At 66.7% G+C, this 16689-nt stretch carries 18 protein-coding genes; 4 read left to right on the forward strand and 14 right to left on the reverse strand.

The window, feature by feature from the left end:
• Positions 1-43: 43 nt before the first annotated feature.
• Both BVE01S_RS01505 and BVE01S_RS01510 read right to left on the reverse strand, forming a co-directional pair.
• Positions 44-1477, reverse strand: coding sequence for a hypothetical protein (locus BVE01S_RS01505; RefSeq protein WP_205678483.1), 1434 nt, complete (start codon positions 1475-1477; stop codon positions 44-46).
• 72 nt (positions 1478-1549) lie between these two features.
• The gene (locus BVE01S_RS01510) at positions 1550-2539 is read right to left on the reverse strand and encodes a helix-turn-helix transcriptional regulator (protein ID WP_066623267.1); all 990 of its coding nucleotides are present in this window, start codon (positions 2537-2539) and stop codon (positions 1550-1552) included.
• A 91-nt stretch (positions 2540-2630) separates the two neighbouring features.
• Here BVE01S_RS01510 and BVE01S_RS01515 point away from each other — a divergent pair, with 91 nt between their 5' ends.
• On the forward strand, positions 2631-2855 hold the full coding sequence (locus BVE01S_RS01515) for a hypothetical protein (RefSeq protein WP_045810302.1): 225 nt from the start codon (positions 2631-2633) through the stop codon (positions 2853-2855).
• 2 nt (positions 2856-2857) lie between these two features.
• Here BVE01S_RS01515 and BVE01S_RS01520 read toward each other — a convergent pair whose 3' ends face one another.
• The 8 genes from BVE01S_RS01520 to BVE01S_RS01555 all read right to left on the reverse strand — a co-directional run bounded on the left by BVE01S_RS01520 (position 2858) and on the right by BVE01S_RS01555 (position 9872).
• Positions 2858-3964 carry an acyltransferase family protein gene (locus BVE01S_RS01520; RefSeq protein WP_066623269.1) on the reverse strand — a complete coding sequence of 369 codons (1107 nt, stop codon included), beginning with the start codon at positions 3962-3964 and terminating at the stop codon, positions 2858-2860.
• Between the two features lie 51 nt (positions 3965-4015).
• Entirely contained in the window at positions 4016-4420 is a 405-nt protein-coding gene (locus tag BVE01S_RS01525) for a DUF1801 domain-containing protein (RefSeq protein ID WP_066623272.1), read from the reverse strand.
• A 3-nt stretch (positions 4421-4423) separates the two neighbouring features.
• The gene (locus tag BVE01S_RS01530) at positions 4424-5845 is read right to left on the reverse strand and encodes an NAD(P)(+) transhydrogenase (Re/Si-specific) subunit beta (RefSeq protein ID WP_066623273.1); all 1422 of its coding nucleotides are present in this window, start codon (positions 5843-5845) and stop codon (positions 4424-4426) included.
• A 13-nt stretch (positions 5846-5858) separates the two neighbouring features.
• Complete coding sequence (locus tag BVE01S_RS01535; RefSeq protein WP_055755025.1) at positions 5859-6125, reverse strand: hypothetical protein; 267 nt, start codon at positions 6123-6125, stop codon at positions 5859-5861.
• Positions 6122-6460 carry an NAD(P) transhydrogenase subunit alpha part 2 gene (locus BVE01S_RS01540; protein ID WP_066623275.1) on the reverse strand — a complete coding sequence of 113 codons (339 nt, stop codon included), beginning with the start codon at positions 6458-6460 and terminating at the stop codon, positions 6122-6124. Before BVE01S_RS01540 ends, BVE01S_RS01535 begins: the two co-directional genes overlap by 4 nt.
• Positions 6460-7599: a Re/Si-specific NAD(P)(+) transhydrogenase subunit alpha gene (locus tag BVE01S_RS01545; protein ID WP_066623277.1), complete on the reverse strand. Its 1140-nt coding sequence runs from the start codon at positions 7597-7599 to the stop codon at positions 6460-6462. The genes BVE01S_RS01540 and BVE01S_RS01545 overlap by 1 nt, the downstream gene beginning before the upstream one ends.
• Before the next feature lie 130 nt (positions 7600-7729).
• Positions 7730-8002 carry an aa3-type cytochrome c oxidase subunit IV gene (locus tag BVE01S_RS01550; protein WP_066623280.1) on the reverse strand — a complete coding sequence of 91 codons (273 nt, stop codon included), beginning with the start codon at positions 8000-8002 and terminating at the stop codon, positions 7730-7732.
• A 76-nt stretch (positions 8003-8078) separates the two neighbouring features.
• Entirely contained in the window at positions 8079-9872 is a 1794-nt protein-coding gene (locus BVE01S_RS01555; protein WP_066623283.1) for a M3 family oligoendopeptidase, read from the reverse strand.
• A gap of 96 nt (positions 9873-9968) precedes the next feature.
• Between BVE01S_RS01555 and BVE01S_RS01560 the strand changes: the two genes are divergently transcribed.
• Together BVE01S_RS01560 and BVE01S_RS01565 are read left to right on the forward strand one after the other, a co-directional pair.
• The gene (locus BVE01S_RS01560; protein WP_066623285.1) at positions 9969-11738 is read left to right on the forward strand and encodes a DUF4153 domain-containing protein; all 1770 of its coding nucleotides are present in this window, start codon (positions 9969-9971) and stop codon (positions 11736-11738) included.
• A gap of 106 nt (positions 11739-11844) precedes the next feature.
• The gene (locus BVE01S_RS01565; protein ID WP_066552108.1) at positions 11845-13296 is read left to right on the forward strand and encodes a sigma-54-dependent transcriptional regulator; all 1452 of its coding nucleotides are present in this window, start codon (positions 11845-11847) and stop codon (positions 13294-13296) included.
• 3 nt (positions 13297-13299) lie between these two features.
• Here BVE01S_RS01565 and BVE01S_RS01570 read toward each other — a convergent pair whose 3' ends face one another.
• The 4 genes from BVE01S_RS01570 to ykgO form a co-directional block, all read right to left on the reverse strand.
• Positions 13300-13686 (reverse strand): GIY-YIG nuclease family protein, encoded by a 387-nt coding sequence (locus BVE01S_RS01570; protein ID WP_066623286.1) that lies wholly within the window; start codon positions 13684-13686, stop codon positions 13300-13302.
• Positions 13687-13742: 56 nt separating this feature from the next.
• On the reverse strand, positions 13743-14087 hold the full coding sequence (locus tag BVE01S_RS17130) for a hypothetical protein (protein WP_370667547.1): 345 nt from the start codon (positions 14085-14087) through the stop codon (positions 13743-13745).
• A 126-nt stretch (positions 14088-14213) separates the two neighbouring features.
• A complete protein-coding gene (gapR, locus tag BVE01S_RS01580; protein WP_017505946.1) occupies positions 14214-14489 on the reverse strand; it encodes a nucleoid-associated protein GapR in 276 nt (91 codons plus the stop codon).
• Between the two features lie 195 nt (positions 14490-14684).
• Positions 14685-14810: a type B 50S ribosomal protein L36 gene (gene ykgO / locus BVE01S_RS01585; protein ID WP_008263184.1), complete on the reverse strand. Its 126-nt coding sequence runs from the start codon at positions 14808-14810 to the stop codon at positions 14685-14687.
• Positions 14811-15281: 471 nt separating this feature from the next.
• Here ykgO and BVE01S_RS01590 point away from each other — a divergent pair, with 471 nt between their 5' ends.
• Positions 15282-16565 carry a lytic murein transglycosylase gene (locus tag BVE01S_RS01590; protein ID WP_066623292.1) on the forward strand — a complete coding sequence of 428 codons (1284 nt, stop codon included), beginning with the start codon at positions 15282-15284 and terminating at the stop codon, positions 16563-16565.
• Positions 16566-16689: the final 124 nt, after the last annotated feature.

The following is a 16689-nucleotide window of genomic DNA, read 5'->3' on the forward strand; positions in this document are numbered from 1 at the left end:
AGCGTGGGACGGCGGCCGGTTCATCCGGTCGCCGTTTTGCGATTCAGCTCAAGATCACGCGGCCGTCGATCATCCGGAAGGCCACGCCGGTGCGCTGGAACAGGCGGGCGATGACGGCGGACGGATCGGGCGCGCCTTGGTCCAGCAGCCGCTCGACATCGCCGCGCAGTGACGGGTCGCGCGATGTCCGGGTCAGGGCCGTCAGCCATTCCTCGCGACTGAGCACGCCGTCCGGCTGGCGCAGCAGGGGTCTGAGGAAGTCGAACCAGTCGCCGCCGGTCCGCTGGCGTTGCGCGCCTTCCGCCGCCAGGGAGAAGACAGCTCCGCAGGCGTAGTAGGCGCGGTGTTCGCCCCGGGCGCCGGCCTGGGCGACTGGCTGGCGAGCCAGGTTGACGCAGTCGTCCACCTCGGACTGAAGCTCGGCCCGGTCGTCATAGTTTGCATCGAGGGCCTTCAGGGCGCGCACAGCCATCAGGTCGGCTCCGCCCTCGGTGATCCAGGCCTCGTCGGCGAAGGCGTATCGCACAGTCTGTCCCAGCCAGAAATGCGCCCCCTCATGGCCGATGAACCAGCGCGAACGCTCCACGATTTCCGGCTGAGGCGAGGTCACGCCCCGCCCCTCGAACGACATGACGATCAGGCCCGGCAGGACGCTGCCGCCCATGCTGGTCATGCTTTCGGTCGGCCCGTTCCAGGCCACCATGACGATGGGCGTATCACCGCCGGAGCCCGGCGCGCCGAGGCGATCGCGATAATAGTGACCGACACGCGGCGCAAAGCCCCGGATTTCCTCGCCGATCCACGGCGGCAGATTGGGGTCCATGACGGTCGACAGGCCATCCCCCGGCGTAACCGTCGCCTCGCCCAGCAGGACATAGCTGCGCTCGTCCGTCGTGGTCAGTTCGTCGCGGCGGCGCCCGTTGAACAGGACGGGTCCGTTCTCGTCCCGCCACGTCACGCGCGAGGGACCGCCATCCAGCCGGATCCGGTTCAGGTCGTCCGGCACCTGTTCAGCCGCCTGGGCCGACGGCAGGGCGAAGATGTCCAGTTGCCGGGTCGGCAGCGCCACCGCGCCGTTGGAGAACAGCAGGGTCGGATACTCGGCCTCAAGATCCACCGCCTGCGGTCGAACGCGGAAGCGGACCTCGCGCGGCACAGGCCCGCCGTCCGTGCTGCGGATGATGTCGTAATGGCCGCGTCGCTCCATGACGACGCCGGGCGTCTCGACCGTCCATTGGCGCGGTCGCCAGGGCTGGCGCGAATCCTGTTCCAGCGCCGAATCCTGGAAGGCCCAGACCGGCACGTCGCGCCCGAAGCGATAATCGATGTTCAGGTGATCGCCGTCGCGGGTCACCGTCACCTGGGGTCCGCCTTCCTCTTGAAAGGTCGCCGGCGCCGACATGGGTCCGGCGGCGCAGGCGCCGCTCATAAGGGCGAGGGCCAAAACGGCGGACGAGGCGAAAGCGTGGACGCGCAAGGGCGATCTCCTGAAGGGCGCTGGGCGCGAAGCCTAGCGGTCGTCAACGCGCCGCGTCAGCTTACGGTTTCGTCAGGCTGAGGCCCATTCCAAGGCGCGGCCCGCCGCCGCCAGTTCGCCGGCCATTACGGCCTTGAGCCGCTCCGGCGCCAGGATCTGAACCTGCTCGCCCCAGGTGAACAGATGCCAGGCCAGCTCGCGCATGCCCGAGGCGCGGAACCGCACGATCACGCCGCCGTCCGACTGATCCTCGAACGACTGGGTGGGGTGCCAGCGCCAGCTCTTGGCCTCGGCCGCGCCCTCGGGCGTAATGCGCAGCACGACGTCCTCGATCTCGTCCTGATAGATGCCGAAGGACTGGCTGGCGAAGACGCCGAGGTCGAAATCGGCGGGCGGCACGGCCATCCCCTCCTGCGGGGCGACATGACTCATCCGGTCAAGGCGGAAGGTCTGGATGCGGCCGGTCTCGCGATCGGCGGCGACCAGATAGTTGGCCCGGCCGAACATGACGCCGCACGGCGCCACGCTGCGCCGACGCGGCTCGGCGCCCGGACGGGAATAGGTGAAGCCCAAGGGCTGCTGCGCCAGCACCGCCGCGCGGATAGCGGTCAGCATCGCCTCGTCGGCGGAGGGGCGCGGCCCGGCCTGGACCGCAATGGTCTCGGCCCGGACCAGGGCCTCCAGATCCGGCGCCATCCGATTCAGCGTGGTCGAACGCATCGCCGCCTTCAGCTTGCGCTCCAGCCCCTCCAGCGCCATGGCGCGCGCCGGTTCGCCGGCGGCGCGCAGGGCCGTCGCCGCCTTGGACAATTCCAGCATTTCGGTCGCTGTCGGAGCCTGTTCGAAGGCCGACAGGCCGCCCCGGATGCGCCAGCGTTTGGACGGCGGGTCCGAGACCTCGTCCACCTGGGGGAACAGCATCAGAACCGCGTCGCGCATCCGTTCGGCGGTGCGGCGGCCGACGCGCATGTCGCGCGCGATCTCGTCCAGGCTCAGCCCTTCGGCGCTGGCGGCCATGCGGCGCGCCAGATCGATCACCATCGCCGCCTTGTCGTGTCTCAATGCTTTCGCCGATCCCTACGTCCGTTTCTGACGCAACACTGCTTCATAACGACATCATCGACAAGAGGCCCCCGCTTCAGGAGATCATCAGATGGCGCATTTCCAACCCGCCCAGACCGTCAACGCCAGCCGCTACATCATCGTGCCGTGCGAAGCCGATGGGTCGTCCGACCTCGCCGTGATCTGGGACCGCCTGGAGGAACAGGTGGTCGACGTCATTTCGGCCGCCGCCAGCAGCCGCTATTCAGACGAGGACATGCTGTGGGACGAAGGCCGCGCCGGCGACATGGCCCCCGAATGGCGGATGGCCGCCTGAACTCAGGCCGCCTTCGGCTTGGTCCAGCGGTCGATCATGCGCTGGGCCGGCTGCTCGACCAGTCGGTGCGCCACGACGGCGACGGCGACGATGAAGCCGAACATGGCGACGGCGAACAGGTCGTTCAGCCAGACAGAGCCGAAGTCGATGCGTCGCACCGGGACCAGGTCCAGCTTCCTGGCCACGATCATCATCACGGTCAGGATGAACATGTGGACCATGTAGATGGCGAACGACCACCGCCCCAGGGTGACCAGAGCTGGATGGTCCAGCACGCGTGACAGCGCCCCCTCCTCGCCGGCGAAGACCCAGATCAGCGCCACGAAGATCAAGGTGACGGCCACGGTGATCGGCCCCTGAGCATAGCCGATGAAGACGCAGGCCGCGACGATGGCCGCGATCTCCAAAAGCGTCGCGGCGCCGCCCTTGAGCCGCGGAATGCGGGTCCAGAGCCCCTGCAGCAGGCAGCCCAGGAAGAAGCCATAGACCGCGCGCGGCACGGCGAAGTCATAGGTCGTGTTCATCCAGCGCCGGGCGTAGCTGAGCACCAGCACGCCGCCGATGATCGCCAGCACCAACCCGATCCAGCGGAACCGCTTGGGCGCAATCAGCACCAACCCCGCGAAGATCAGATAGCAGGCCCATTCGGCGCTGAGCGTCCACGACGGCCCGTTCCAGGTCAAATAGGGATGCACATGCCAGGCCTGGATCAGCGCCAGATTGGTGAAGATCGCCTCGATCGACCGATCCCGCGTGAAAGGCGGCGCGCTGTCAAAATGGAAGACAAGCCGCGCCAGCTCCAGCCCGATGAAGGCCGCCAGCATCAGGAGGTGCAGCGGCCAGATCCGCCCGAAGCGCCGCACCATGAACCGTCCGGCGTCCCGTCCCGACTTCAATCGGTTCGCATAGGCATGGGCGATGACGAAGCCCGACAGGACGAAGAAATAGTCGACGAACAGATAGGCGTGCTGAATGAAACCCCAGTCGCGCCAATGACTTGCGACGGGCATGTGGAACATCACGACAAGGATGGCGCACACGCCCCGCAGGGAATCCAGAGCCTCGAAACGGCGATGGGCGGCAGGAAGGGGTCCGGACAGCGTGTTCACGGACGCGTGATAGCGCCGGTCAAGGTTGCGCGATAGGGGTCTGAAGAGACTTCAGTGCGAGTCGGCTTTGACCGCGCGAACAGCACGACCGCAAAGATCGCGCAGAACCGCCTGATCGACATCTTCCAGACGCGAAACATAGAGGCAGCCCACGCCGGTTTTCACCTTGTCCAGGCGGGCGATAAGCTCGGCTCGGTCAGGGAAATCCCCAGCGACATAGAGCACCAGATTGGCTTTTCGCGGCGAGAAGCTGATCAGCGGCCAGCCGCCCTTGGGGCCGCCGTCATTGCCGAACCCGATGATGGACGATCCCCAGAGCACGGCCGGTTCACCCGTAATCTGAGCCATCATTGCGGAGAGGGCATGAGCATCAGACCGTCGGCGTGGGTCGTCGATTGCAGACAGGAAGGCATCGACAGAGGCGTCGGTGGGGCCGGTCTTGGGCGTGCTGGCCATAGCTCAAAGCCCCTTCACGATCCCTTCGACCATTTTCTTGGCGTCGGCGAACAGCATCATGGTGTTGTCGCGGAAGAAGAGTTCGTTCTCGACCCCGGCATAGCCCGAGCCCATGCCGCGCTTGATGAACAGCACCGTGCCGGCCTTTTCCACATCCAGGATCGGCATGCCGTAGATGGCGCTGGTCGGGTCGGTCTTGGCCGCCGGGTTGGTCACGTCATTGGCGCCGATGACGAAGGCGACGTCGGCGGTGGCGAACTCGGCGTTGATGTCCTCCAGCTCGAACACCTCGTCATAGGGAACGTTGGCCTCGGCCAGCAGGACGTTCATATGGCCCGGCATGCGGCCGGCGACGGGGTGGATGGCGTATTTCACCTCGACGCCCTCCTCCTTCAGCTTGTCGGCCATTTCGCGCAGGGCGTGCTGGGCCTGGGCCACCGCCATGCCGTAGCCGGGCACGATGATGACCTTGGACGCATTCTTCATGATGAAGGCCGCGTCCTCGGCCGAGCCCTGTTTGACCGGGCGCGTTTCCTTGGCGCCGCCGGGACCAGCCGCCGCATCGCCGCCGCCGAAGCCGCCTAGGATGACCGAGACGAAGCTGCGGTTCATGCCCTTGCACATGATGTAGCTGAGGATCGCGCCCGACGATCCGACAAGGGCGCCGGTGATGATCAGGGCGATGTTCTCCAGCGTGAAGCCCAGCGCCGCCGCCGCCCAGCCGGAATAGGAGTTCAGCATCGACACCACGACCGGCATGTCGGCCCCGCCGATGGGAATGATCAGGGTCGCGCCCAAAACGAGGGCGATGAGGAAGACGCCCCAGAAGGCCCAGGTCGCCGCGCCGTTCGTGCCGATCAGGATGCCGATCAGGAAGACCAGACCCAGCGCCAGGCCGACGTTAATCAGATGCCGCGCCGGCAGGATGATCGGCGCGCCGCTCATGTTTCCATTCAGCTTGGCGAAGGCGATGACCGAACCGGTGAACGTGATGGCCCCAATGGCGACGCCGAGGCTGAGTTCGATGATCGACAGCGTCTTGATGCCGTTTCCATCGTCGGACAGAATTCCAAACGCCTCGGGCGCATAAATGGCGCCGATGGCGACCAGACAGGCGGCCATGCCGACCAGGCTGTGGAAGGCTGCGACCAGTTGCGGCATGTCGGTCATGGCCACGCGTTTGGCGATCAGGGCGCCCGCCCCGCCGCCGACGATGACGCCGCCCGCGATCAGGGCCAGGGTCACGGCATCCAGCGCCCCCGTCGTGCCCAGCGTCAGAAGGGTCACCCCAATGGCCAACGCCATCCCGACCATGCCGAAGGTGTTGCCCTGACGGCTGGTCTCCGGGCTGGACAGCCCCCGCAGCGAAAGGATGAACAGGACGCCCGAAACCAGATAGGCCAGTGCGGCCAGCGATGCGTTCATCACGCCCCTCCCCTTAAGACGTGCGGGCCAGCCGCCACAGGGCGGCGGCGATGAACAGCGGACCGATGAAGAACAGGGCCCATTCGAAGACGCCCAACGGCCGGTCCTGCGTCACCACGCGAACCAGAATGGCCGAAAAGACCAGGGCGATGCCGCAGTCATGCAGCCGCTGGCGCTTGATTGGAGTCTTGGCCCCGAACCAGCCGTACAGCCACAGGCCGAAACCGATGCCGGTCGCGACCCAAGACCCAGTGATGGCGATCTGCGCAGCGTCGGTCACGAAGACGCCTTTGGAGCAGCCGGCCGCTCCTTCTTTTTATACATGGCCAGCATTCGCCGGGTGACCATGAAGCCGCCGAAGATGTTGACGCTGGCCAGGGTGACGGCGAGCACGCCCGCGCCCTTGGCGATCCAGGCGCTGGGGCCGGTCGCGTCACCGGACACCGCCGCCGCCGCGATCAGGCCGCCGACGATGATGACGCTGGAAATGGCGTTGGTCACAGCCATCAGCGGCGTATGCAGGGCCGGCGTCACGCTCCAGACGACGTAATAGCCGACGAAGATCGCCAGCACGAAGATGGCCAGGCGGAAGACGGTGGGATCGACGTGTTCCATCAGTGTGTTCCCTTCAGACCTTCATGCACCACCGCGCCGGCATTGGTGACCACCGCCGCCTTCAGGATATCGTCTTCGAGATCGACCGCCAGACCGCCGTCCTTGATCAATAGGCCGACGAAGGCGGTCAGATTGCGGGCATAGAGGGCGCTGGCGTCGGCGGCGATGCGGCCGGGCAGGTTCGACCAGCCGACGATGGTGACGCCGTTCGCGGTGGTCACGACCTCGTTCAGCTTGGAGCCCTCGACATTGCCGCCCGCCTCAACCGCCAGATCGATGATGACCGAGCCGGGCTTCATCGAGGCGACATGGGCGGCGGTCAGCAGCACCGGGGCGGCGCGGCCGGGGATCAGGGCCGTGGTGATGACCACGTCCTGCTTGACCACATGGCTGGCGGTCAGTTCGGCCTGTTTGGCCTGATACTCTGCCGACATGGGCTTGGCGTAGCCGCCGGCGGTCTGGGCATTCTTAAACTCCTCGTCCTCGACGGCCAGGAATTTGGCGCCCAGGCTTTCGACCTGTTCCTTGGTGGCGGGACGGACGTCGGTGGCGGTGACGACGGCGCCCAGACGACGCGCGGTGGCGATGGCCTGCAAGCCCGCGACGCCCACCCCCATGATGAAGACCTTTGCGGCGGCGACCGTGCCGGCCGCCGTCATCATCATCGGGAAGCCCTTGCCATAGGCATAGGCCGCCTCAATCACCGCGCGGTATCCCGCAAGGTTCGCCTGGGAAGACAGGACGTCCATGACCTGGGCGCGGGTGATGCGGGGCACGAACTCCATGGCGAAGGCGGTGGCGTTGGCCCCGGCCAGGGCGTCGACGGTCGCCTTGTCACGATAGGCGTCCAGCATGGCGATAACGATGGCGCCGGGCTTCAGCGCGCTGGTTTCCTGCGCCGTAGGGCCGCGCACCTTCAGCACGATGTCGGCGCCGTCCAGCACGGCGCGGGTGTCCGGCTTCACCACCGCGCCGGCGGCGGCGTAGTCGGCGTCGGGAATGGAGGAGCCAAGACCGGTCCCGGCCTCGACCGTGACGGTCGCCCCCAAGGCGATCAGCTTCTTGACCGTCTCGGGCGTGACGGCGCAGCGCGTCTCGCCTTCGCGACGTTCACGGGTGACGGCGATAGCGACGGCCAAGCGAATCCCCTCGTTCTTTTCGTTGAACGAAGGTTAGGCCCTTCCGGCGCAGGCCGTCAAAGCACGGTTATGCCAAAGCTTGGCGAGGGCGCGTGATTTCAGACCGCCCGAGGGCGATCCCAAGCAAGCCTCAGTGCGCAGCGCCGGGCTTGGACTTCAGCGCCACGAATCCGACGCCGCCCAAAACAACCGCGCCGATGACGGCCGCCATGAAGCTGCCGCCCGGGTGGAACCACAAAGTCAGGAACAGCAGCAGCACGGCGATGGCCAGGCTGCCCCACTTGGCCAGGTTCAGGAACAGGCGGTAGGTCGAGACCTGTTCACGCACTTCCATATGGCCGTGCAGATAGGCTTGCGCATCGGCGTCGGCGGATGCGTTGGCGGTGTCGTGCAGGTCGGCCATTCGTGGAATCCCCTCGTCGTTATCGCGGACTTACACCGAGGCGACCGCCCCGCTCAAGCCCGCAATCATGCCCTGGTCAGGCCAGCGCCTCGAACTGATCGACCAGCCGCTCCAGCCTCTGACAGCCGACGCTCCAGAAAGCCGGGTCGCGCGGGTCCAGACCGAACGGCTTCAACGCCTCGACGTAGGTTCGCGATCCGCCGCCGGCCAGAAGCTCGCGATAAAGGGGCGTGAAGCCGGCCGCATCGTTGCGACGCGCCTCCATCAACGCCGCCACCAGCAGGTCGCCGAACGCGTAGGCGTAAACATAGAAGGGCGAATGGACGAAGTGGCTGACATAGGCCCACCAGTGTTCATAGCCGGGGTTCAGCTTGACCGACGGCCCCAGCGAGGCGCCCATTTCCTCAAGCCAAAGCTGGTTGATCCGCTGTTGCGAGACCTCGCCCTGCAGGCGCTCGTCGTGGAAGCGAGTCTCGAACCGGTGGAAGGCGATCTGGCGCACGACGGTGTTCAGACCATCCTCGATCCGACCGGCCAGCAGACCGCGCTGCTCGGACTTTGGTGCGGTCGCCAGGAGACGATCAAACGTCAGCCCCTCGGCGAAGATCGACGCCGTCTCGGCCAGAGTCAGGGGCGTGTCGGCGAGAAGCGTGCCCTGATCGGCCGCAAGGGTCTGGTGGACGCCATGACCCAGCTCATGCGCCAGGGTAAGCACGTCGCGCCGCTCGCCCATCCAGTTCAGGAAGACATAGGGGTGACGGTCGGCGGTGACGGGGTGGGCATAGGCGCCCGACTGTTTGCCCGGCCGCGCCCGGCCGTCGATCCACGGCTTATCAAAGAAGCCGCCGGCTCGGTCGGCGAAATCGCCGCCCAGGTCCGAGAAACTGTCCAACACGATCTCGCGCCCCTGGGTCCAGGTGAAGGCGCGCGGCGTCGTGGTTTCGATAGGCGCGTTGCGGTCCCAGTGGTCCAGGCGCGCCTTTCCCATCGCCTTGGCCTTCAGCGCATAATAGCGGTGCGACAGGCGCGGATAGGCAGCGGCGACGGCCTCGGCCATCGCATCCACGGCCTCGCCATCCACCTCGTTGCCCAGGTGACGGCTATCGGCGGGACGTTTGAAACCGCGCCAGCGATCCTCCATCGCCTTGTCGGCGGCGACGGTGTTCAGCACCAGGGCCAGCGTCGGGGCGCGGGCTGCCAGCGCCTCTGACAGACCCTCGGCGGCGGCCTTGCGGCGTGCGGGCTTGGCGTCCGACAGGCGGTTCAGCGCCTCAGCCAGCGTCAGTTCCTCGTGGCCCGCCTTTGCGCGCAGGGCGGCCAGTTGCTCATCAAACAGGCGCGGCCATTGGGCCGTGATCGGGCCGCGCTCGGCGATGAAGGTCTCCAGTTCGGCCGACAGCTCATGCGGCTTCATCGCCCGCACGCGCCGCAGCCAAGGCCGCCAGCGCGCCGCGCCCGCATGGGCGATCAGCGCCGCTTCCAGCGCCGCATCGTCGATCTGGTTGATCTCCAGCGTCAGCCAGACGGTCGGGGTGGCGATGGCGGTGATCTTCTCGCGCACATCGGCCTCGAACCCTTGCGCCGTCGCATCGTCGCGCGCGGTCGAGGCCGACAGGAAGGCGTAGGCGCCCAGCGCACCCAGCACATCGGACGCCTGCTCATAAAGCTGAATCGCGCGGTCCAGCGCCTCGCCCAGCGCCTGGGCGTCCTGATCCGCCGCCAGCCGCCCCTTCAGCCCGTTCAGAGCCTCGACCAGACCCCGCGCCTTTTCCAGATCGGCGGCCACCTTGGCGTCGTCGCGCGACGCATAGAGGTCGGTCAGGTCCCATAGCGGGGCTTCGGTGTTGGGCGTCTTGAAGGGAGCGTTCATGTCCCTGTTCTGGGGATGCGCGACGACGGCCGCAACCGTCCCTTGCGCTTTCTCGGCGTCACGGCCCGTGCAATCCTGCCTTTTGGAGACGCGTGAATGACCGAAACCCTGCAACATGACACCGGCCGGACGGGCCTTGGCGGGGCCTCGGCCCTGTTTGCGATTCGCCTGGCGACAGGTCTGGTTCAGGGGCTGGCGCTCTATCTGCTGTATCTGGCGGCCGACAGCCGCGTCTGGCCCGAAACCCAGCCGGTGGTGTTCGGCGCTCTGGCCCTGGCGGCCGGCTATGTGCCGGTGGTGGTTCTCGCCGGCGTCGGTCGGGTCAAAGCGCTGGCCCTGATCCTGTGGGCGGCGGCCGCGGCCGGCGTGCTGGCTCTGTTGGGCGCCCACGACGTCGCCCGCCAGGTGCTGAAGCCGCATGAGGAGCCGCCTTTCCTGAGTTTCCCCGTGCTGGCCTTCGGGGCGGCGGCTCTGTTTATCGCCCACCACCTGATCGTGCCCGCGATCCGCGAAAGACGCTGGATCGTCGACTATCCCGACTATTTCGACATCGCCTGGAAGGCGGGGGTGCAACTGGCCCTGTCGCTGGGCTTCACCGGCGCCTTCTGGATCCTGCTGCATCTGGGCGCGGCCCTGTTCAAGATGATCGGCCTCGGCTTTCTGCAGCATTTGCTCAGCGAGGCGTGGTTCGCCATTCCGGTCACGGCCCTGGTCTTCGCAACCGCCGTCCAGCTGACCGACGTGCGCGACGGCCTGATCCGGGGGGTGCGGACGGTGGCGTTGATGCTGCTGTCTTGGCTGCTCTTGGTGATCACGGTCCTGGTCGGCGGCTTCCTTCTCGCCCTGCCCTTCACCGGATTGGACGGCCTGTGGGAGACGCGCAGCGCAACGGCCTTGGTGTTGTCGGCCGCCGCCGCCCTGATCGTGCTGATCAACACGGGCTATCAGGATGGGCGCGCAGACAATCTGCCGCCGGTCGTTCTGCGATACGGCGCGCGGGCGGCGTCTGTCCTGATCGCGCCGCTGATCGTTCTGGCCGCCTGGGGCCTAGGCTTGCGGATCGGCCAGCACGGCCTGACGCCCGATCGGATCATCGCCGCCGCCTGCACCCTGGTCGGCGCGGTCTATGGCGCGGGCTATCTGCTGGCGGCGGTCAAGCCGGCCGGCTGGATGAAGCCGCTGGAGCGGACCAATGTCGTCGCGGCGGTCCTGTCGGTCTTGGTCATCCTGGCCCTGTTCAGCCCGCTGGCGGATCCCGCCCGCCTCTCGGTTCAGGATCAGGTCGCACGGTTGCAGCGTGGGGCGGTGTCGGCCGACATATTCGACTATGACTTCCTGCGGTTCGAGAGCGGCAAGGCCGGCGAAGCGGCGCTCCGTCATCTGGCCGCATCCACAAACCCTCGCATCGCGCGAAACGCCCGCGCCGCCCAGGCCCGCCCCTGGCCATCCGGCGATACGGCGCAAGGACTGCAAGAGCGCAAGGCCGCCATCCGCCTGAAGGCCGCCGATGGCCAATCCGTGCCCGCCAGCTTCGTCGATCAGTTGGACGCGCAGGTCGATGTGCTGTTCAGTTGCAATGCAGAAGCCCCCTGTGTCGTGCGATCGACGGACCTGAATGGCGACGCACGAACCGATCTGCTGGTCGCCACGGCTCGCGAAATCGTCGCCTTCGATCAGGACGCCCAGGGCCAGTGGCGCGTGACGGGTCGATACGGCTTCACCTGCGGGCGCAGTGCCGAGCGGATGAATGCGGGCCTGTCGAAGAGCGTCGCGACGGCCCCGGCCGCCCTTCCCGACCTGGTTGTCGAGGGCCAGAGATTGCGCGCCAGCCCCGAGGTGCGATGTGACGCGACAGAGCCGCGTTAACGGGACGCTCACCACGCCGTGTCACCCGATTTTCACCTCGCCACCCTAGGAATCGTCCCGAAACGATCCATCCGTGACGGGTTGGGCGACAGTACAAGGGATTTTCATGGCCAAGACCATCCTGGTCGTTGACGACGATCCGACCCAGCGCCGGCTGATCCAGGCCGTGCTGGAGCGGGACGGCAACGCCGTGGTCCATGCCGCCAGCGGCGGCGAGGCCATCGACCGGATGACGCGCGGCGGCGGCGCCGACCTGATCCTGCTGGACATGGTCATGCCCGAAATGTCGGGGCTGGAATGCCTGGCCGAACTACGCAGCGCCGGGATCAATGAGCCGGTGATCGTCCTGACGGCCAACGGCGGCATCGACATGGTGGTCAAGGCCATGCAGGCCGGCGCCCAGGACTTCTTCGTCAAACCGGTGGGCCCGGAACGCCTATTGGTCGGCGTGCGCAACGCCATGCAGATGAAGCGCCTCACCGCCGAGGTCGGGCGCCTGACCAAGCGCGTCCAGGGCCGCACCAGCTTCGACGATATCGTGGGCGACAGCCCGCCGATGCGCATGGTCAAGGCGTTGGGCGCCCGGGCCGCCAAATCCTCGATCCCCGTCCTGATCACCGGCGAGAGCGGCGTCGGCAAGGAGGTCATCGCCCGCGCCCTGCACGGCGCCAGCGACCGGGCCGGCAAACCCTTCGTCGCCGTCAACTGCGGCGCCCTGCCCGCCAATCTGATCGAATCCATCCTGTTCGGACACGAGAAGGGCGCCTTCACCGGCGCCGTGGACAAGACGCTGGGCAAGTTCCGCGAGGCGGACGGCGGCACCCTGTTCCTGGACGAGATCGGCGAACTGCCGCTGGACATGCAGGTCAAGCTGCTGCGCGCGCTGCAAGAAGGCGAGATCGATCCCGTCGGCGGCAAACGCCCGGTCAAGATCGACGTGCGCATCGTCTCGGCGACCAATCGCGACCCGGCCCAGCAGGTCAAGGACGGCGCCTTCCGCGAGGACCTCTTCTACCGCCTGAACGTCTTCCCGATCGAGGCCCCGTCCCTGCGTGACCGACGAGAGGACATCGCGCCCCTGGTCGATCACTTCATCGCCCGGTTCAACGCCGAGGAGGGCAAGCGGATCGCCGGATGCGCGCCCGAGACCCTGGCCCTGCTGCAAGGATTCGACTGGCCCGGAAACGTGCGACAACTGGAAAATGCGGTGTTCCGCGCCATCGTGCTGGCCGACGCGCCCTTCCTTCAGCCGCACGATTTCCCGGCCATCTCCGGCGTCGCCGCGCCCATGCCCGACGCCCAGCCCCTGCAGGTCGCCACAGCCGCCGGCGCCCAGACCGACGCCGCCGCGCAGGTCGATCAGCCGATCCGTATCCTGGACGAGCGCGGCCATCTGCGCACGCTCGAGGACATCGAACGCGACCTGATCCAGCACGCCATCGAGGTCTATGCCGGGCACATGAGCGAGATCGCGCGCCGCCTCGGCATCGGCCGCTCGACCCTGTATCGCAAGGTCCGGGAACAGGGGCTGGAAGGTCAGCTGAAGGAAGCGGGTTGAGGGTTACGCGCCTGACTCCAAGCTTTTGAGAAACGCAGCCACACTCCCCTCTCCGTCATCCTCGGGCTTGACGCGAGGATCAGGCGCCCAGCCGCATAGACTTGGGTAGAGATCAACCCACTCAGGGTTCGTCCGTTCGATCAGCTCCAGCTTCCAGACGCGATTCCAGCATTTCAGCGCCTTCTCCTGCCGGATTGCGTTCGTGACCAGTTCGAACTGCTCGTACCAAACCAACATTCCGCACCCGTAACGACTGGCGAAACCTTCGAAAGCCCCGGTCCTGTGCTGATGGCCGCGTTCATAGAGATTCGACGTCATGCCGGTGTAAATGACACCGTGCGGGCGGCTGGCTTGGATATAGGTGGCGATGATAGGGCGGCGCTCGCTCATAAACGCTGAGTTGTGGACAGGCCGATCCTCGGGTCAAGCCCGAGGATGACGAACGGTTATGGCTCTTTTGGTTTCCTGCCCCACCGCCGTTTCGGCTCTACGCCATTGGCCTTGGCAGTGATCTCTTTCAGCTTGCGGCCCTGCATGGCCGAGAGGGCTTGACCCGGCGCGCCCTTTTCGGGGTCGGCGAAGGCGCGGCCGTGGGTTTTCACGCGCTCGCTGACAGAATCGATGAACTCGCCTTCCCATTCGGACAGTGAGACGCCCGCCTTGTCCGCCGCGCGGCGAGCGCGTTTCAGGGCGTTGAGCGCGGCGCGTTTGGCGGCCTCGCGCTGCTGCTCGAAGGGGCTTGGCGCGGGCTTTTTTGCCGCGGTACCGCCCTTCGGGCTGCTTGAGCGCAGGCTTGAAACGCTACCGCTCTTCGGGCTGCTTGAGCGCAGGTTGGATGCGCCATCGCCCTTTGGGCCGCCGGATCGCGACAGCCCGCCTCCTGGCTTGAAGGGGGTGCGCTTCAAGCCGGGTCAGTCTCAGATCTCGCCGAGCGCCGACAGGTAGAGGTCCAGGATGGCGTCCTCTTCCTGACGCTTGGCCTTGTCCTGCTTTCTGATGCGGATGACCTTGCGCAGGATCTTGACGTCGTAGCCCTCGCCCTTGGCTTCGGCGAAGACCTCCTTCATGTCGGTCATGACGGCCTGCTTGTCCTCTTCGAGGCGCTCAAGGCGCTCGATGATGGTGCGAAGGCGGCCCTGCGCCGTGGCGGTGAGAACGTCGGAACCACCGTCGAACGAGGCGTCGTCAGCCATGGGGAATACTCCAGAAATCAGGCGCGGACGCTAACCATGCGGACAGGCGCGCGACAACCGCGAACACGAAAAAGGCCGCGGACAGAAATCCGCAGCCTGTGGATCGTCATCTTTCAAGCGCGCTATCGCCCTTCGGGCTGCTTGAGCGCGACCCAGCGTGCGCACGCCGCCGAAGCGGCGCGCAGCGAACGCTGCTTAGCCCTGCTTCGCCTTGAAGCGCGGGTCGGTCTTGTTGATGACGAAGACAACGCCCTTGCGACGCACGACCTTGCAGTCGCGGTGGCGGGTCTTCAGCGACTTGAGCGAGCTACGGACCTTCATGGTCGGACGTCCTGAAAGAAACCAATAAGAAAGCCGCTGACCCGGTCGGATCGCGGCGGAGGCGGTCGTATAGAGAGAGGGGTTCGGAAGGTCAAGCCGCCAAAGCCCAAAACCGCAGAAAACCCAGTCCCCGTCTGCCCGAAGGCCGCACCGGCCTCTCGTGCTCAAGTAGCGCAAAGCGCGATAGCACGACAAAAAACTATGGAGGCCTGACCTCCGAGTCGAACGGAGGGTTTACGGGGTTGCACGCCCGCCGCGTCGCCGCTCCGCCATCAGGCCGTCAGAGCTGGTGCGTCATTACGACACACACATATAAGGCGTCCAATACAAAGGTGGTTAACAGCGCGCCTTACACCCGAGCGGGGAACGGCGAGGCAACGCATTCGCGCCGCGCGCGCTTTAGGGCGTCGAAATGGCCGTTCGCGCGGATGTCATTTCGTGTCTGACCCCGGGGGCTTTAGTTTGAATCTCATGCGCTTTTCCTACCGCCTTCTCCTAATCGGCTGCGTCTCGGCCTGCGCGCCCATGCTGCCCGAGCCGCAGGTGAATCTGCCCACACCGCAACCCCAGCCCCAGGCGGGCGCGCCGGTCACGACGCCGGCCCCTGCCCCCCAGACGCCGCCGTTGGCCGCCTATGACCAGCAGGGTTTCGAGGGCTGGAAACAGGGATTCCTGGCGCGCAAGGGCGGCGCCCGCCGCGCGGACTACGCGCGAGAACTGGAGGGCCTGACGCCCGATCCGACGGTGATCCGCCTGGATCGCAACCAGCCTGAATTCTCCAAACCCGCCGGCGCCTATGTTCAGAATGCGGTGACCCCGGTGCGAATCGCCCAGGCCAAACAGCGCATCGACCGGGTGCCGTGGTCGGTGGTTCAACGCTTCGGCGTGCCCAGCGAAATCCTGGTCGGCGTCTGGGCCCAGGAGAGCGCATTCGGTCAGGTGCAGGGCGACTATGACGTGATCCGCTCGCTGGCGACCCTGGCCTATGACGGTCGCAGGCGCGATTGGGCCGAGGGGCAGCTGAAGGACGCGCTGGACATCATCGTGGACGGCCGGCGCGAGCGCGCGGGTCTGAAGGGCAGCTGGGCGGGGGCCATGGGCCAGACCCAGTTCATGCCCGACAACTATCTGCGCCTGGGCGTGGACCAGGACGGCGACGGCAAGGTCGACATCTGGCGCGACGACGCCGACGCCCTGGCGTCCGCCGCCAACCTGCTGGCCCAGGCCGGGTGGAAGCGCGGTCAGAGCTGGGGGTATGAAGTCACCCTGCCCTCGGGCTTCGACTATGCCGAGGCGGAAGGCCCGAAACACAACTGGGCCTATTGGGCGGCCAAGGGCGTGCGCCTGGCGCAAGGCGGCACACCGAACGGCGCCGAGGCGCTGGAAGAGGCGACCATCCTGCTGCCGCAGGGCGCGAACGGTCCGGCCTTCCTGGCCCTGCCGAACCACTATGTGATCCGCCGCTACAACAACTCGGTGTCCTACGCCCTGGCCATCGGTCTGACGGCGGACGGGATCATGGGCAAGCCGGGACTGACAAAGGCCTGGCCCAACGACCCGTCGATGACGCGCGATCAGCGGATTGGGGCGCAGCGCGCCCTGACGCAGCTGGGTTACGATACCCAGGGCGTCGACGGGGTGATCGGCTCCAACACCCGCGCGGCCCTTCGTCGCTGGCAGATCGCCAACAACCGGATCGCCGACGGCTATCTGACGCCGGCGCTGGCGGACGAACTGATCCGCCGGACGAACTGAGGGCGTAAATCCGGGCATGATTCGGCGCTCCTGCCTTTTACCGGGCGGAGGGATGGAGGGCTGGGCGGAGCGCCGGGCCTTCGCCCGGAGTGTGAATTTGTAAGTACCGTTTCGACGAAGGGTG

This window comes from Brevundimonas vesicularis NBRC 12165 (assembly GCF_001592205.1).
Lineage (GTDB): Bacteria > Pseudomonadota > Alphaproteobacteria > Caulobacterales > Caulobacteraceae > Brevundimonas > Brevundimonas vesicularis.

Excerpts from the sequence above, each read along its gene's own strand:
- BVE01S_RS01515 (WP_045810302.1), top strand. The coding sequence starts at position 2,631 with ATGGCGCATTTCCAACCCGCCCAGACCGTCAACGCCAGCCGCTACATC.
- BVE01S_RS01590 (WP_066623292.1), top strand. The coding sequence starts at position 15,282 with ATGCGCTTTTCCTACCGCCTTCTCCTAATCGGCTGCGTCTCGGCCTGC.
- ykgO (WP_008263184.1), bottom strand. The coding sequence starts at position 14,810 with ATGAAGGTCCGTAGCTCGCTCAAGTCGCTGAAGACCCGCCACCGCGAC.
- BVE01S_RS01530 (WP_066623273.1), bottom strand. The coding sequence starts at position 5,845 with ATGAACGCATCGCTGGCCGCACTGGCCTATCTGGTTTCGGGCGTCCTG.
- BVE01S_RS01550 (WP_066623280.1), bottom strand. The coding sequence starts at position 8,002 with ATGGCCGACCTGCACGACACCGCCAACGCATCCGCCGACGCCGATGCG.
- BVE01S_RS01555 (WP_066623283.1), bottom strand. The coding sequence starts at position 9,872 with ATGAACGCTCCCTTCAAGACGCCCAACACCGAAGCCCCGCTATGGGAC.
- BVE01S_RS01570 (WP_066623286.1), bottom strand. The coding sequence starts at position 13,686 with ATGAGCGAGCGCCGCCCTATCATCGCCACCTATATCCAAGCCAGCCGC.
- gapR (WP_017505946.1), bottom strand. The coding sequence starts at position 14,489 with ATGGCTGACGACGCCTCGTTCGACGGTGGTTCCGACGTTCTCACCGCC.
- BVE01S_RS01525 (WP_066623272.1), bottom strand. The coding sequence starts at position 4,420 with ATGGCCAGCACGCCCAAGACCGGCCCCACCGACGCCTCTGTCGATGCC.
- BVE01S_RS01565 (WP_066552108.1), top strand. The coding sequence starts at position 11,845 with ATGGCCAAGACCATCCTGGTCGTTGACGACGATCCGACCCAGCGCCGG.
- BVE01S_RS01540 (WP_066623275.1), bottom strand. The coding sequence starts at position 6,460 with ATGGAACACGTCGATCCCACCGTCTTCCGCCTGGCCATCTTCGTGCTG.
- BVE01S_RS01560 (WP_066623285.1), top strand. The coding sequence starts at position 9,969 with ATGACCGAAACCCTGCAACATGACACCGGCCGGACGGGCCTTGGCGGG.